Source organism: Lacrimispora sphenoides JCM 1415 (assembly GCF_900105615.1).
In the GTDB taxonomy this organism is placed as follows: domain Bacteria; phylum Bacillota; class Clostridia; order Lachnospirales; family Lachnospiraceae; genus Lacrimispora; species Lacrimispora sphenoides.
Genome location: NZ_LT630003.1, coordinates 399,552 through 415,530 on the forward strand (window position 1 = coordinate 399,552; position 15,979 = coordinate 415,530).

The following is a 15,979-nucleotide window of genomic DNA, read 5'->3' on the forward strand; positions in this document are numbered from 1 at the left end:
CATACAAACGTATTGAGTGTATTTAAAAATAATTCTAATGTAAGAAGGAGATTTATATTATGGGATCACATTCACAGACATATTACGGAAGAAGAGTCTCTATTGCAACGGCAGGAAGTTCTGATAGAGTTGCGAGAGAAGCTCTTGCAAGATCATTTAAACTCACAAAAGTACCACCATTAAATATTGAAGTAACAAAAGATGCCAATGATACTAATTGGGAGAAATTTACATTTAATGGCGGCGGAATAAGATATTCAGAAATCATCAATAGTATTACCTGCTTTGATGCAAATGCAAAGATACTTGAGGTTGAGGATGATATGATTGGACTTGGTATTAATACGGATGAAGATCTTGAGTACATTATGAAGTATTATGAGACTGAGCTGAATAAAAAACTAAAAGAGGTTTCTACAGATCAGCCTGAATTCTTGGTGACTATAGAAGAGCTAAAAGTCTTACCAGAGGTTTTGTTAGAAGATGAGATAAGTATACCAGAAAACGAAGATATGATAAAAGAAAATGCAAATGAAATATCTGATCATTCTCCAAAGTTTATAAGTAAAAAGGTTAAGGAAAAACCAATTGTTGATAGTTTGCAAGCATCTCACAGGATTAGAATTGATTCTGGCTGTATTGCATGTGGAATTTGTCTGGCTTCTAGTAATTTTTTTCAAGAGAATACAAATGGTACTGTTAAGGTTTGTGGAGCAGGTATCATAGATGCGATAGAACTTCCTACTGCTCAACAAATCATAGATGATTGTCCTGTACATGTTATTCGCTTGGAAACGATAAAGGGAAAATTAAGACAAGAAGTTGAAATGCTAATTCATGATAAATTAGAGAATTATAGTTTGCCTATTCCTGTACGTTCAGAATTTGAATTTGACAAAAAAAATATACATGTTTCTATACCATGGTCTCAAAATGAGAGAAAATATATTTATTCAAGCGATAATCGAGCAAAGGCTGCAGGGCTAGAGGAATTTAACCGATTAATGTTTACGCAAAGGGAGAATATCATTCAACAAATTTTTGTTGAATATAAGGCTAATAAACTTCTTCCTTATTCTCGTTATGAGAAAACCAGCAATAATTTTTATTTTAAGGTTGAACAACAAATCAGTGAGCTACTGGAAAATGTAAGCGCAGAAGTAAAAACATTGAATTCTCATATAAAGATTTCTAAAGATTTTTCTAATTTTACATTGAAGTTTAATCCAAATGAAGCCGACGTGATAGGTTATTTTAAAACGGGTTTGGAGATATTGCAATCCAATCGAGTATTACAATATCTTTCAGGAGAGTACTATTCCCTTTCTTCCTATGAAATTTATTTTAATACTGATGATTCAGAGGAATATGTGGGTACGGGACTGTTTGGAAATGATAAATACATTACTAAATACTGTTTTTATAATCTAAAAGAGGCTTTTGAAACATTGGCTAAGGATATTACTGATGGCTGTCAAATAAAAGGATCCGAAGCAGTTGAAGATGCATATGGAATGCTAAGGTCTTTTTTTGAAGAAGCGGAAAAAGATATCAAGCAGCAGCTTTTATTAAAAGCTTCACAGTTAAAGCAAGCAATAAAATCGGTTGAAGCATGTATTTAGTGATTTAAAACCAGACTTCATAAGCTATATGGTAATTATTTAATCGAGCAATTACATATGTATTTATCATGATTTGATTTTGGATATCGAAATTTCATTTCTGGAACTGGAGAAGTTTGAATAGAACAATTACCAAAAAATACTTACAGTGAAGATACAAAACAATTCATCCAGGATTTCAACAGATGCAGACTAATTATTACGCGATGATTCTATTTGGAAGTAAATATAAGTAATTTCATTTATATATTATCTTATTGAATAAGTAAAAAACTATTCAATAAAAATAATTAGTGAGGTTTTATATGAGGAGAAGAAAACGTTATGAAGTGGTATCTGGAATTTACGAGAGGGGGATTCCACCCTAAAGAAAAGTAAGCGTAAGCTATTGTGTGGTTAAAAGAGCCATAATATAAAGGAGACAAAAGATGAGAAAAAATTATAAAAGGTTGATTGGTACAGTTTGTAGTACTGTGGTGCTGTGCTCTGCCATAGGGTTTAATGCATTTGCTGATAAATCTGAGGGCTTTAAAGAGGATGGAGTCCCGATAGCAACAGGAAGCACAGCTTCACCTAATATAACCACACCCGAAAGTGGTACAGAAGAGATTCGAGGAGAGCAAGAAGATGCAACAAGTAATACTGAATCTGGAGAGGCAAAACCGAAAGAAACAGAGACAGAAACAACAGTACAGGAAAAAAATGTGTTAAATAATAAGACTTTAAAGGATAAACAATTCCCCACTTATACAAAAGGCGATATTAATGCAGGTCTATTGGAAGAAACGCCCCAATTTATACCTGTTACAAATCCACATTGGATATCAGATCAACCAGGAATGGCAACGTGGGATGAATTAGAATCAGAACAACAGCAAAATGTAAAGGGAATTTTTCTGGTTATTTATAAGGATGGTAAAAAGATCGGACAAAGAAATGCTAATGTTGGATATGCAACAAGTTTGAAACTATTTGAAAGTTTTGATGGGGATGGATCCTATCAGTTTAAAGCTGTATACCGCATGTCGGATCAATATGACGGAGAAGAGGATTATTTATCTGATTTGAGTGATAGTTTTGAATATTCACTTACCGGAAAGACCATGCCTATTCCGACCGGATTCCACTGGAATAAAGACGGCAGCGTTACATGGAACTCTATTAATACGTCTGATTTACCAGGCTGGGACACCAATAGCTTCATAACTTATAGCGTCTCATTTTATGAGGGCAATGCCGATAAACCTTGGGATACATGGTTTATGAATGCAGCTCCCAGTGTACGCCAGATTCTAAAGATGCAACCTGGAAAATCATACAGATTTCGTATTTCAGCAACAGGAGATGGACTTAACTATAACAACAGCGAATTGTCTGATTTTAGTGAATTCTTCGTTATGCCTGTTTCAGAGTCTACAGTAAAAGTTAAACTGGATGCTCTTAACCAAGTTGGGGATGCAAAATTAAGTGCGACAATTAATAATTTCGCTTTAACTGATGATGAACGAGAAGCGATGAAAACTGCCATCCAAAACAATGAATCTGCTGCGGAGCAACTAAAGGAATTGGAAAATCGTTATAAGGCAGCCAATGGAAAAAATATTTTTATTCAAGCAGAAAGCAGTATCGTAGACAGCAGCCAGATTAACATAGCAGGTGCGGTCCTTAACAATGCGTCCAAGATAATGTTCACACCCACCCAGTCAACGGATACCACATTAAACCAATACCGCAATCAGGTATCTATGAATATATCTCTTGACACCAATGAATTGAAATTTCCGGTACTGATTACTATGCCTGTTCCTGATAATATGAATGTAGAAAAAGTGAAAATTTATCATTACCATGAATCTGGACCTACTGAAATAATTATCCCAAGGATTTTTGTTGACAATGGCGTAAAAAAAGTAGAGTTTGCTGTTAGTGGTTTCAGTGTATTTACCTTTGTAGATACATCGTCCGCTAACACTTCGTCTGGAGGAAGTTCATCCGGAGGAAGTTCGTCTGGCGGCGGTGGAGGAATGACTTCATCAAAAACAACTTCTGGTGTTCCTAGTTCCGCTCCTGCGCTTACTGGAATATGGGTAAAGAATGAGACAGGTTGGTGGTTTGAAAAGACAGATAAAAGCTATCCCAAAAATCAATGGGCTAAAATTAACAATACTGTTTATCGCTTTAATGAATCTGGATATATGGTGGAGGGCTGGTTTGTACTAAATGGAAAATGGTATTACCTTATCCCGTCTTCTGGGGCTATGGCCACTGGCTGGGTAGATATTCAAAATAAATGGTATTATCTTAACAATGATGGAAGTATGGCTGTTGGTTGGATCAAAATTGCAGATAAATGGTATTATTTGAATGCAGATGGAAAAATGGCAGCAAATACCGTGACACCAGATGGTTATCATGTAGACGTAAATGGAGTATGGATTCAATAACAGATTTCATAGGTTACAAAAAGGGTATGGCTCAATTAGTCATACCCTTTTTGCATTATTGGTTGATTACGTACCTGTTTTTGAACAGCCATTAAGTTGTAACTATTAACATTTGTGAATGTCAATGAAAATATTTACCACCTGACATTTTGAAAGTTTACCAGGTTGATACCGAATTAGTTTACCATTCCAACGATTTTGACATTCAAAAAGTTTACCACTCGTGACACTGAAAAAGTTTACCATTTGACAGTGAAAGAGTTTACCACTTTGCTTCTGATAAAGGGGAATACCCTGGAGCATTCCCCATATGTTATTACATTGTAACAACGACATCTGTCAATTCATCAAGTGCCTGGCAGTAATCATCGATTTCCTGTTACAGTTCTTTGATCTCCATCTGCTGATCAAAAATGGTTTCAAGCGCCTCTTGGTATTTGATATACAACTGGTTGTATGGTAGGTTATTCATGAACAGATTCCTCCTTCCCGTTTTCTGATACCACAGCGGCATGTTCTGCACGGTAAGGATTATCCGAATTCATATTTAATACATGTGACCGAAAAGTAAGCCTGTCAATTAATGCAGTTACCATGGTCTGGTTTTCAAACATGGTAGTCCATTCGGAGAACCGTAGATTTGTTGAAACGATGACACTTTTCCGCTCTGCACGGTCTGCCACGACTTTGAATAGTAGCTCTGACTGATGCCGGTTAAAGGTCAGATAGCTCAGCTCATCAATAATAAGTAATTCAGCTTTGGATATCTGTTTTTCCAATCGAACCAACCGATGATTGTCCTGAGCTTCAATGAGCTCATTGGAAAGATTAGCTGCTGTATAGAACTTTACATTCATGCCCTGCATACAGGCCTTCACGCCAAGCCCTATGGACAGGTGGGTCTTGCCGGTTCCAGGATTGCCTATCATTACGATATTCTGTTTCTTTGTAACAAAGTCGCAGGAGGCAAGTTCTTTTAAAAATGCTTCGTCCATGTGTTCGAAGCGGGAAAGATCCAGTTCATCCATGGTCTTTATATAAGGGAAAGAAGCCACTTTTATTTTTCGTTTGCGAGTGCTTTCCTGTCTGGAATCCAGTTCCAGTTTCATCAACTGTATGAGGAAATACTCATAGCCCTGATTCTTATCTAACTGTCGTATAACATCGGCGTAATTGTTGAACATCGGTGTCCGCAACTGCTTAGAATACATTTCAATGGTTTGTACCTGCAATTCTTTCAATGTATAGCCACCCCACATTTCTCATCGTATTTGGTGAGATCCATCTGAGTAACCGGAATTTCATTACTTAGATATACGATATTTGATTCTGGGTTCTCATGGAGCTGGCTCCGTATCATATCCACGGACGGCACGATGTTTTTTGGAAGCTGTTCCCTGATGGAAAGGATTCTTTCTTCGCCATAGTCAACGCATAGACGCAGGAGCTTTACCATCTCCTTATTGCCGCCCGGAAGCAGTCTTCCCCAGTCGAGCAGTTCCTTGGTCACATTTCGTCTGACAGGCTTTGCCTGAAATACAGCGCGTGGCTTTCTTTCCAGAAGGTCGATGTAATGCTCCAAACGGTATTCTATTTTACCGGATCCATAGAGCCGACAAAAGGTTGAAGCCAACTCCCCCTCATGGAAGATACATACCTCATTGGCATAGCCTTTTACAGTCATCTGTTTACGTAGATAGCGGACAGGGACCGAGTAATCATTCTTATCAAACCGGAGGGTTGAATAATCTCCAACTGTTGGAGTAGCAATACGGCTGGTATCGTAGCGGTAAGCTGGGATCTGCTTTAAATAGTACCATTCTTCCTCATAAGCTTCCTTTACGGTGCAGGAGCGTGAATCTACCTTGTGAGCGTTCCGATAATTCAGACAATCCTTGATAAGATGTTCATTCAACTCTGCAAGGTTAGCGACTCTTGGAACCGGCACCATGAAATTTCGGCGGGCATAACCCACCAGATTTTCTACCAGACCTTTTTCATTACCACTGGCAATGTTACAGAAATCTGTTTGGAAAGCATAGTGGGCGGCAAATGACCTATACCCTTTCGTAGCTCTGGCATGCAGACCAAAACCGTCACTTACAGCTACCTTGGCATTGTCAAAGATGAGCCTTTTAGGAATGCCCTTGAAATAATCAAACATTCTCTGCTGGGCTTCCAGAAAGGACTCCAGATTCTGTGAATAAAATGCCTGTACAAAAATGTCGCAGCTGTAGCAGAGCCTTCCGCAGAAGAAGTTGATTTTTGTTTTCTTACCATCCAGATAGATGGTGGCTTCACCCCAGTCGATTTGAATGGCATCGCCTGCATCGTATTCCAATGGGATATCGGCCTGGGGAGGGACAAGATGTTCAGCCCGTAGATTTCGTACTACTTCCCGAACTGTAGAGTAGGAACCAGTAAAGTTTTTTTCTACAACAAGCCGGTCATATATTCGTTTGGCAGTATGCTGTTGTTTGGACAGCTTTTCTTCCATGTCCTGCTTTATGCAGGCAATGATAAAGCTTTTGATGTCATTTGTAATGACGTTGTTTGTGCGGGTGTAAGATTTGCGCACATTTGGATGTGTACTGCCTTCGCAATACTTTTTGACGGTCTGTCTGGAAATGCCTAGACGTTTGGCAATAGACCGCTGGGATTCACCCTCCGTATGGAGAGTGCGGATTTGGGAGTATAAATCCACTTCAATAATCACCTTTCTTTCATCTCCTTGTAAGATTTTTGTACTTCTCAATCTTACAGGAATTTATTTCAAGGTGGTAAACTAATTCAGTGTCAAATAGTGTTGAAGTGGTACACTTTTATAATATCATTTACAAACATTCATGGATATATATTATCTCCTTGAATATTAATCAATAGATCAATTCAAGGAGGTAATTTTTATGTCAGCAAATGTAGAAACAATGTTTTACACAAGAGAAAGACCCTGGCACGGATTGGGGAAGATGGTAATGGAAGCTCCTACATCAAAAGAAGCACTGGCTTTGGCGGGACTGGACTGGCAGGTAATACAAAAGCCGATTGTAACAGAAGATGACATTCCCATTCCAGGCTTTAAGGTAAACATCCGAAATATCGATGAAAAAATTTTGGGAGTCGTTACAGATCGCTATAAAGTGGTTCAAAATGAGGAGGCTTTTGCTTTTACAGATGAGCTTCTTGGCGAAGGAGTCACCTATGAAACTGCAGGGAGTCTTCAGGAAGGGAGGCGTACATGGATATTAGCAAAACTCCCTCACCGCTATATTATCTCTGGGGATGAGGCTATTCCGTATCTTGTTTTTATGAATAGCCATGATGGAACTGGGGCGATTAAAGCTGCCATGACTCCTATCCGGGTGGTTTGTAATAACACACTAAACCTTGCACTAAAAAATGCAAAACGGATATGGTCCACAAACCATACTGGAAATATTTCCAGAAAATTAGATGATGCCAGAAATACATTGTTTTATGCACATCTTTATATGGGAGAGTTAGGAAAAGAAATTGACAGGTTGAATCAGATCAAATTATCAGAAAGACAGGTGTATGAATATATTGATGCTTTATTTCCACTCTTAGAGCAGCCAACCGAACAGCAAAAAAAGAACCTGATGCAGATGAAAGAAGATATGAAGCTTCGATATTTTGAAGCACCGGATCTTGCCCATATAGGAAAAAACGCCTATCGGTTTCTTAATTCTGTCTCTGACTTCGCAACGCATGCTAAACCACTTCGCGAACGTGCCAATTATAAAGAAAGTCTGTTTTCCCGAACCGTAGAAGGAAATGCTATGATTGACAGAGCCTATGAACTGGTACGGGCATCTTAAGTGTCCTGAAAAGTGGCCCAATCTTCAACAGTGCAAGGACTATTCTGAGATATGCAGTCATTTTAGTGTGGAAGAAATGAATCGTTTTGAAGAACAATTAACAGAATATTTATGTATGGGTGATATAACGGAAGAATTTTTGCTTGTCGTTCCAAGGGTAGTGTGCTGGTATGAAGGGCTGCTGGAAACAAAGGATTTTATAGAAGAAGCAATATTGTTATGAGGGGATACCATGAAAGCGGTATCCCTGATTATTTTAGAGAGGGAAAGATTAATGAAAGAAAAAACTCAGATAGAAAGAATTACGGATTTGATGAGAAAGCCTGAAATCAAGAAGAGAATAGGAATTGTTCATCTACAAATGGTAAAAGACAGCAAAAGCTTATGTGGATTATCACCGTTTACAAGTCCCCAAAAAGCAGTGGATATGATGAGGCCTTTGTTTGAAATGTCGGACCGGGAAATAGTTGCCGTATTGTCTTTGAATGTAAAATTGGAACCTATGGCAGTGGAAATTGTGGCAGTAGGTGGAATTAGTACCTGTATGGTGGATGTGAGAAATATTTTCAAACATGCACTTCTTAACAATGCTTCCTATGTAATCTGTTTTCACAACCATTTATCTGGAGATCCACAGCCGAGTCATGAGGATCATATGGTTACAGAAAGAATCCAAGAAAGCGGAAAATTGCTTGGTATTCCTCTGCTTGATCACCTAATAATAGGAGCGTTTAGCTTTTATAGCTTCAAGAAATCGGGGCTGATTGAACCGTACAATTCTAATGATGCAGCATAAGAGGAAAATTTCAAAAGAGTAAATAAGAGAGCAAAATGATTTTAGAAAAATAGGAGGCATCTATGTCTATAAAAATTTCAACAACAGATTTAACTCATGAAGAGTGGCGTCGATTAAGAAAGGCAGGGATTGGTGGGTCAGATGCCGGGGCGATTTGCGGACTGAATCCCTATTCGAGTCCAATGAGCGTTTACTATGAAAAGACATGCTTAGAGACAGAAGATTTTGATAATGAATTTATGAGACAAGGGCGTGATCTGGAAGATTATGTGGCTCGGCGTTTTATGGAAGAAACTAGTTTGAAGGTACGCCGTTCTAACGTCATGTATCAAAGTGAGACATATCCGTTTATGCTGGCAAATGTAGACCGTTTAATATCCGGAGAAAATATGGGATTGGAATGTAAAACGGCAAGCGCATACAGTGCAGATAAATGGGTGGAAAATTCCGTACCGGCTCATTATGAACTCCAATGTCACCATTATATGGCTGTGACTGGCGCTAAAGCGTGGTATCTGGCTGTCGTAATACTTGGAAAGGAGTTTAAGTATAAAAGAATCGACAGGGATGAGGAACTGATACAAAATCTTATTACTATAGAGCAGGACTTCTGGGAGAATCATGTTTTAACCCGAAATATGCCTGATCCTGATGGCAGTGGCATTTCAAATGAAGTGATTAACCGTTATTTTCCTTCAGCTGTTAAAAAGTCTATCCCTCTTTCCGCTAACTTAAATGAACAGCTTAAAAGGCGAGAAGAAATTATTCATCTGACAAATAAACTAACACAGGAGCAGAACCAAATTGAGCAGCAGATCAAGCTTTACATGGGAGAATATGAAATAGCATTTAATGAGAATTACAGAGTTACCTGGAGTAATGTGGATACGGTCAGGATTGATAGCAAGCGGTTAAAGGAGGAACGTCCAGATCTTTACCGGAATTTTGCAAAAAGTAGCCAATCCAGGCGTTTTACTGTAAAGGTTGCTTAAACAATGCTAATTTAGTTTTTGGATTATTAGAGAGGGACCATCTTACGGAAAGCAGGATGGTTCTGTTTTAGTGAAGGAGTGATATATATGGCAGATGTAAAGCAGGAGTTGGAGAAAAGGGCGGCAGGAAGTGGAGGACAATCCGTAAAATTGACAAAAAACATGACAATTGTTGACATGGTAAAGGCATTGGAGCCAGAAATCAAGCGAGCACTTCCCTGCATACTTACACCCGAAAGGTTTTCTCGTATGGCATTGTCAGCAATTAACAATACTCCTAAGTTGGGGGAATGTACTCCTATGAGTTTTATTGCGGCTTTGATGAATGCAGCACAACTTGGACTAGAACCTAATACACCACTGGGGCAGGCATATCTGATTCCCTATAAAAACAAGGGTGTGCTGGAGTGCCAATTCCAGTTGGGATATCGGGGATTGATAGACTTAGCATATCGTAACGAACGGATGCAGAGTATTGAGGCGCAGGTGGTCTATGACAATGATGAATTTTCCTATGAACTGGGACTTCATCCGTCTTTGATACATCGTCCAACTTTTGATGAGCCGGGAGAAATCCAGGCTTTTTATGCTATATTCAGGCTAGATAACGGCGGTTTTCGATTTGAGGTTATGAGTAAGAACTATGTTGACTCTTTATGCCATGCGCTATTCAAAAGCATTTACTTCAGATTTCAGTCCCTGGAAAAATAATTACGAAGGAATGGCAAAAAAGACTGTGATTAAACAACTTCTCAAGTATGCTCCCATCAAGTCAGATTTTCAAAAAGCCATTACTCTGGATGAGACAGTAAAAACGCAGCTATCTGTTGACATGAGTGAGGTTCATAATGAAGAATTTATGGAAGGTGATAATTCTACAACAGTTTAGCAGGTAAGGATAAGATAGGTGGCTGAGAATAGTTGGTAATAAGAAAAAGGTTAAAATATGTAAAGGAGCATATCTGACAGTAGGCTTCTTTTTATTTACATAAAAACAGGAGAAAATATGGAGGAAGAACAAATGAGTTACAATCAATTTTTGGAAGAAATAAGGGTGGCAGTACAGGAGATATTAGGGAGAGGTTATAATATTCAGATTCAGCAGATCAGAAAAAATAATGGCGTCTTGCTGGATGGACTGATTATTGGGAAAGCAAAAAACAGTGTTGCACCTACCATTTATTTAAATTCCTATTATATGGACTACTCTCAGGGAAAATCAATAGATAAGATTTTGGAAGACATTATGTTCATATATAAGGAAAATTCAGATGTGAACCTTGGAGAAATGAGAAAGCTTTTGGACTTTAGCAATTTGAAAGATAGGGTTGCTTTTAAACTAATACAGAAGGAAAAAAATCAGGAACTCTTGAAGGAAATACCATATTTTGAATTTTTGGATCTGGCAGTAGTGTTTTATCTTCTTTTGGATGAAAATCACGGAGGGCAGATGACAGCATTGATTCATAATTCCCATATGGAACAGTGGGGATTAACTATAAAGGAGTTAAGTTGTTTTGCCAAGAAAAATACTCCTGTCCTGTTGCCACCTGAGATTCGAACAATGGAGGAGGTAATAAGAGATATATTTACAAAGCAGTTAAGCGAGTTCAGTGATGATTTGTTTGAGGACTTGTTTGGAATGGATCAGAGCAATCCCTCTATTTATGTGCTTTCAAATAAAAACCAGATCAATGGTGCAGTATGTATTTTATATGAAGACTTATTGAAACATTTTGCTGAAGAACAGAAATCGGATATAATTATTTTACCATCGAGTGTGCATGAAACCTTGTTAATTCTGGACCGAGAAAATCTGAAGTATGAAGAACTGAAAGAAATGGTTTGTCAGATCAATCAAAGTGAAGTACCGGAAGAAGATATGTTATCTAATAGTATATACCGCTATGAAAGAAACATGGAACATATTGTCCTTGTTAAGGTAGAGTAAAATGATTATAGAAGTCGTTTTATCCGATTTATTAGATTTAAGGACTATACAAAAAAAGATGAGTAAAGAATTGAATTAGTGGCAAGAGCCATGTATAATAGTGGCACAAAAGAATACTTTATAGGAAATTTTCTATTCATAAAAAGGCTTCAATTTTATGGAGTAATAATTGGAGCCTTTATAATGTATGAGGAATGATGAAGAAATTATGAGCTGTTACAATAAGAACATTTAAGGCAGGAGCATAAAAAGTGAAGGATAATAAAGCAAAAGAAAGCATCCAGAAGACCGTTTTCATAAATTTTATATTAGAAGAATTGGAAAAGAAAGGATTAGATATAACAAAGGATGCTTACAACCAAAAATCAGCATCTAAAGAGCTTGAACATGAGTTTGTAATGGAGGAAGGAGTATTGATATCAAAAGCATGGTGGATTGAGAAGAACATTGTTGGTCAAGATCGCTTAAGAAAAATTTATGGAAAGTATACTCTAGGGATTACGCATAGTTTTTCTGCTTTAGAATTAAATGATAGTATTTGGATTAGGGATCTCGTAGATACGTTAGATAATGATGAATGGGATGAATTTGAAATAGAAAGATATTTTTATCGAAAAGAGGAAGATGGATGCGGACTTGTGTGTCGGTTACAAAAGTTGGGAATTGATTTACAAAGGTTTCCAAATGACGGAGAAAAAGTGAAATTATTATTTTTTCTATGCTGTTTTGAGAAACAACGTCGTATTAAAATGATACCATTTCTCTCTAATCCAACTCTTGAAAATGTTGACAATGGAATTATAGGTGGCATTACAAGAAATGGTGCATTAATATCAGAAATTAAAATCAATATCCAAAAGGAAATCACTAATAGGTATATAAAAGACTCAAAAGAGAAGTTGAAAAATATTTCATACCAATGGCAGAATATAATTGAGCGAGTATTGTATAAGTTGGATTTAGATGTGGGGGGATGGAATGAAAAAGACTTGGAACGTATTGATTTACAACTCCAGTTTGTTCAATCTATGTTTCTAAGTAATAAAATTATACAATATAAGGATACTTTATTAGAAACGTTTTATTTAAAAATATTGCAGCATGAGAATCTTGGTCGAGAAAACGATATTATAGATATTCAAGAAGTAGACAGACAAGGAGATGATCCAGATGCAAGTTGGGTTAATCAATATAAAAAATTGTTGAACCAGGTAGTGAATGAAGGAGAAATAAAAGAATTTATTAAAGATAATAGAAAAAAGCTGGCAAACATGGTTTTTCGCAAAAAAACATCAAGTAATGATTTAAAAAAATTTGATGGGGCCTCAAATAAGATTGTTTTTTACCTGGGAATGTTAGAGGATAATACGCTATGGAAAAGAGAAGATGGGATTCCGGTGTTAATAATTATAAGTTGTATTCAGGAAATTATTGAGTTAAATAAAAACGAAAAGGTTAAAAATCAGTTTTATCGATATAAAACGGAAGATTTGAGGACCTTGAATACTGAATTATATCGGGGTAAGGAGGCATACGCAAAAAGTCAGATTGCATGGGTTGAAAAAGTTCGATACCGCTATAATAGTAATTTGGGAAAAAGGGACAGAGCTATAATTACATATAAAATCATAACTCATTTGGACAATCTTATAATAAAGATTTACGAAAGCAACAGTTTGGAGGATATGCAGGTTCTGCATTCATATTTGTTGATGCTTGTGCATGCTATTGTGGATGATAATGAGGTGATTGAAAAGAAGTTCACATGGTTTTCTGATATTGCAAGTAGAGAGTGTGTAGGGTATAAATTAATTGCTGATGATCAAATAAAACAGTTTTTTATTGGGATATTGGGTAAGATGCCTTATTTTGATAATTTAGCAGAGCAGACAGGTGATTTTATTAAAGAGGTAGAGAAAGGAAGTCGTAAGGGAGAAAAGTATTGGCCGTTTGAAATAACAACAATACCATATTTAGACAGACTGGAAGGTTATTTGTGCGTTACAGTTGATTCTATTCAAAAAATTATTGTTTTAAGAAAATTGAAGCTCACATCATCGGAAAACATAAGACTTATATTATATTCGGCAGGATATTCTGTTGGTTTTTGTCTGGAGTAAAAATATTGCTTATGTGACTAAAGAGGGCATCTTTATGATTCATCGTTAATTTACAAATTAATGATAGATCATAAAGATGCCCTCTTTATTGGCATATCTAAAGTTTAATTGCTATTTTCCATTTTAACTTATGCTTTGTAAGAATAAGTTAAAACTTTACATTTTTGTGGTTTTCGATTAAATCAAAATTCTGGTACCATCGCATATGTAGCAAGGTTAAGGCAAAAAGGATTTCTAATCTGCTTTTTTATATAAACCCACAAAAAGCAGAAAAAGGAAAGAAATTTCTTAAATAACAGCCTTTTACCACAAAAAAACCAAGAATAAAAATTATTTCTGTGGGTTTTGGCAGAAATAATTTCTCAAAGGAGGAAAAGCAGATGGGCAATATACCAGTGTTTAGAAATCATGGCTATAATGAAATACAAAGTCAGATAATGCGTCAGACGTCTATGCAGGAGGCAGAAGATCGCTTATGGTTCCAAAATGAATCGGCAAGAATTGAATTGCAGAAGCAGGCGGAACTTTCGACAATAAAGGTGTATGAAAGCGAGCATAAAGCAAAGGTCTGCGCTGATATTGCAACGAGGAGAGAATTTTTGTGTACAAAAATCCTTGTTGGAAAGGACGGAACTGTAAGTCTTAATAAAGAACTGTTTGGTGCTGATGCAAAAGGGAAACTTCCGATAAAAATTTTGCAGGCGAAGAAGTTGATGGCTATGGGAAGTAGGCATGGCTCTGGCATTCTTATTATTCAGGTAGAAAGTAATATAGGCCTGGAGTGCGATTTGATTTTTAGTCCAGACCATCTGGACAATCGGTTTATTAACAGGCAATTTGATAAAAGGGGAATCTCTTTCGGCTTTGGCTTGAAAAAAGAACTTGAGGTTAGAAGAGAACTGATTCTTCACCTGTTACGCGAAGCTGAGGTAATAGAAATTCCTGTAAAACATGGCTGGTATCAGGAACAAGGGGTGTGGCAATATGCTTTTCCTGAGAGTACAACTTGGAAAGAGGTGTTAGCATGGATGTGAAAGATGTATTTAGTACATATATTCAAGAGTTATATACAAGGTATGAAAAAGAAGAGGGGGATAAAGCTATGATTACTAAAATTGCTTTTCTTATTTATCCGATTTTAAAAGAGATGGGATTCGGTAGTACTGGTTCGGTTGCTCTTGTGACAAATACAGAAAATGCAAGAAAAATAGTAATGCGTGATTTAAGTGGGCTATCGGAATACAGTTTATATCCAATTACAATTTCGCCGAAAGAGATTAAGAAACTCATGAATGATGCGGAATATGAACTACTAGCTTTTGCATATGTAAGAGGTTCAAACAGCAAAAGTAATCTTGAAATGCTGAAGGCAGCGTGCCATGCTGAAGCGATTCCAGACCATAAGTTCACAGCGTTGCCAATAATTACTTTTTGTGGGGGGATTCCAGATGATGCCAAAGACTTTTTAACTGGACAGATAAGTATTCAACCGAAAGCAGACGCCATACTTGCAGGAGTTCACAATAATGACTGTGGAGTAAATTTCTCGAGGATGATAATAGAATTTGTTTGCTGCAATTGGGCTGTATTGCAAATGGGGATAAGCAGATTGTCAGAGGACAGCTCCTTCCAAAGGACAGAGCTTGATAATCCAGGGGTGGGTATGTTTTTTATCGCAGAAAAACTGTTAGAAGTGTTTCTAGAGTGCAACAAATATTCTCCTGAAGAAAGAGAGATGCTTGCTTTGCAATGGCAAAGTTCTTTGAAGAGTATTGTAAATGAGTGGCAGATTATTTCGGATGGCTTGCCATGGCTGGAGGTTCTATGTAATATGATTCGCGGTGCGAACACAAAAGTTTCAGGAATCCTTGACCGAAATCAGGTGAGTGCTTGTGAAATAGTTAACGTTGAGACAAAGCCGCTATACGATGATCATTATTATTATTTGTCCAGCAATATTTTTGATGAACTCTGTTTGCCAATTACTGAGTCGATAAGTCTGAAACAAATAAAGGGGTTATTGAACGAATCAGGAATTTTGATAGGAGAGGGAAGGGAAAGGCAATACCTAACTGTAAAAGTACCTGTTATCACGGAATATGGTACGATTCTATATCCAAGAAAGATTCGATTGTGTAGGGAGTGGCTTGATCCTGTCGGCGAATTGACCTGGAAAGAAATAATAGAGGCTAATGTAGAAAGTGAGGAAGATTAA

At 37.1% G+C, this 15,979-nt stretch carries 14 protein-coding genes; 12 read left to right on the forward strand and 2 right to left on the reverse strand.

Going from position 1 to position 15,979, the window contains the following annotated elements:
* Nucleotides 1-59: 59 nt before the first annotated feature.
* Both BMX69_RS01695 and BMX69_RS24880 read left to right on the forward strand, forming a co-directional pair.
* The gene (locus BMX69_RS01695; RefSeq protein ID WP_100041376.1) at nucleotides 60-1,622 is read left to right on the forward strand and encodes a ferredoxin; all 1,563 of its coding nucleotides are present in this window, start codon (nucleotides 60-62) and stop codon (nucleotides 1,620-1,622) included.
* A 428-nt stretch (nucleotides 1,623-2,050) separates the two neighbouring features.
* Entirely contained in the window at nucleotides 2,051-4,066 is a 2,016-nt protein-coding gene (locus tag BMX69_RS24880) for an N-acetylmuramoyl-L-alanine amidase family protein (protein ID WP_100041377.1), read from the forward strand.
* 464 nt (nucleotides 4,067-4,530) lie between these two features.
* Here BMX69_RS24880 and istB read toward each other — a convergent pair whose 3' ends face one another.
* A complete protein-coding gene (gene istB, locus BMX69_RS01705) occupies nucleotides 4,531-5,307 on the reverse strand; it encodes an IS21-like element helper ATPase IstB (protein WP_054792194.1) in 777 nt (258 codons plus the stop codon).
* Nucleotides 5,304-6,782, reverse strand: coding sequence for an IS21 family transposase (istA, locus tag BMX69_RS01710; RefSeq protein ID WP_100041379.1), 1,479 nt, complete (start codon nucleotides 6,780-6,782; stop codon nucleotides 5,304-5,306). Before istA ends, istB begins: the two co-directional genes overlap by 4 nt.
* Before the next feature lie 190 nt (nucleotides 6,783-6,972).
* Between istA and BMX69_RS01715 the strand changes: the two genes are divergently transcribed.
* The 10 genes from BMX69_RS01715 to BMX69_RS01755 all read left to right on the forward strand — a co-directional run bounded on the left by BMX69_RS01715 (nucleotide 6,973) and on the right by BMX69_RS01755 (nucleotide 15,979).
* Nucleotides 6,973-7,905, forward strand: coding sequence for a DUF932 domain-containing protein (locus BMX69_RS01715; RefSeq protein ID WP_100041380.1), 933 nt, complete (start codon nucleotides 6,973-6,975; stop codon nucleotides 7,903-7,905).
* A 76-nt stretch (nucleotides 7,906-7,981) separates the two neighbouring features.
* On the forward strand, nucleotides 7,982-8,128 hold the full coding sequence (locus BMX69_RS24020) for a hypothetical protein (RefSeq protein WP_157724380.1): 147 nt from the start codon (nucleotides 7,982-7,984) through the stop codon (nucleotides 8,126-8,128).
* A 9-nt stretch (nucleotides 8,129-8,137) separates the two neighbouring features.
* On the forward strand, nucleotides 8,138-8,701 hold the full coding sequence (locus BMX69_RS01725; protein ID WP_242941337.1) for a JAB domain-containing protein: 564 nt from the start codon (nucleotides 8,138-8,140) through the stop codon (nucleotides 8,699-8,701).
* Nucleotides 8,702-8,763: 62 nt separating this feature from the next.
* Nucleotides 8,764-9,693 (forward strand): YqaJ viral recombinase family nuclease, encoded by a 930-nt coding sequence (locus tag BMX69_RS01730; protein WP_054789635.1) that lies wholly within the window; start codon nucleotides 8,764-8,766, stop codon nucleotides 9,691-9,693.
* A gap of 87 nt (nucleotides 9,694-9,780) precedes the next feature.
* Nucleotides 9,781-10,404, forward strand: a complete 624-nt coding sequence (locus tag BMX69_RS01735; protein ID WP_278280704.1) for a recombinase RecT — start codon at nucleotides 9,781-9,783, stop codon at nucleotides 10,402-10,404.
* A 10-nt stretch (nucleotides 10,405-10,414) separates the two neighbouring features.
* Nucleotides 10,415-10,582 (forward strand): recombinase RecT, encoded by a 168-nt coding sequence (locus BMX69_RS24885; protein ID WP_278280705.1) that lies wholly within the window; start codon nucleotides 10,415-10,417, stop codon nucleotides 10,580-10,582.
* 117 nt (nucleotides 10,583-10,699) lie between these two features.
* A complete protein-coding gene (locus BMX69_RS01740) occupies nucleotides 10,700-11,644 on the forward strand; it encodes a DUF5688 family protein (protein ID WP_100041381.1) in 945 nt (314 codons plus the stop codon).
* A gap of 251 nt (nucleotides 11,645-11,895) precedes the next feature.
* A complete protein-coding gene (locus BMX69_RS01745) occupies nucleotides 11,896-13,764 on the forward strand; it encodes a hypothetical protein (RefSeq protein WP_100041382.1) in 1,869 nt (622 codons plus the stop codon).
* Between the two features lie 380 nt (nucleotides 13,765-14,144).
* Entirely contained in the window at nucleotides 14,145-14,798 is a 654-nt protein-coding gene (locus tag BMX69_RS01750) for a hypothetical protein (protein ID WP_054789641.1), read from the forward strand.
* Nucleotides 14,789-15,979 (forward strand): hypothetical protein, encoded by a 1,191-nt coding sequence (locus BMX69_RS01755; protein WP_100041383.1) that lies wholly within the window; start codon nucleotides 14,789-14,791, stop codon nucleotides 15,977-15,979. The genes BMX69_RS01750 and BMX69_RS01755 overlap by 10 nt, the downstream gene beginning before the upstream one ends.

Excerpts from the sequence above, each read along its gene's own strand:
- BMX69_RS01695 (WP_100041376.1), top strand. The coding sequence starts at position 60 with ATGGGATCACATTCACAGACATATTACGGAAGAAGAGTCTCTATTGCA.
- BMX69_RS24880 (WP_100041377.1), top strand. The coding sequence starts at position 2,051 with ATGAGAAAAAATTATAAAAGGTTGATTGGTACAGTTTGTAGTACTGTG.
- BMX69_RS01725 (WP_242941337.1), top strand. The coding sequence starts at position 8,138 with ATGAAAGCGGTATCCCTGATTATTTTAGAGAGGGAAAGATTAATGAAA.
- BMX69_RS24020 (WP_157724380.1), top strand. The coding sequence starts at position 7,982 with ATGAATCGTTTTGAAGAACAATTAACAGAATATTTATGTATGGGTGAT.
- BMX69_RS01755 (WP_100041383.1), top strand. The coding sequence starts at position 14,789 with ATGGATGTGAAAGATGTATTTAGTACATATATTCAAGAGTTATATACA.
- BMX69_RS01715 (WP_100041380.1), top strand. The coding sequence starts at position 6,973 with ATGTCAGCAAATGTAGAAACAATGTTTTACACAAGAGAAAGACCCTGG.
- BMX69_RS01735 (WP_278280704.1), top strand. The coding sequence starts at position 9,781 with ATGGCAGATGTAAAGCAGGAGTTGGAGAAAAGGGCGGCAGGAAGTGGA.
- BMX69_RS01750 (WP_054789641.1), top strand. The coding sequence starts at position 14,145 with ATGGGCAATATACCAGTGTTTAGAAATCATGGCTATAATGAAATACAA.
- BMX69_RS01730 (WP_054789635.1), top strand. The coding sequence starts at position 8,764 with ATGTCTATAAAAATTTCAACAACAGATTTAACTCATGAAGAGTGGCGT.
- BMX69_RS01740 (WP_100041381.1), top strand. The coding sequence starts at position 10,700 with ATGGAGGAAGAACAAATGAGTTACAATCAATTTTTGGAAGAAATAAGG.
- BMX69_RS24885 (WP_278280705.1), top strand. The coding sequence starts at position 10,415 with ATGGCAAAAAAGACTGTGATTAAACAACTTCTCAAGTATGCTCCCATC.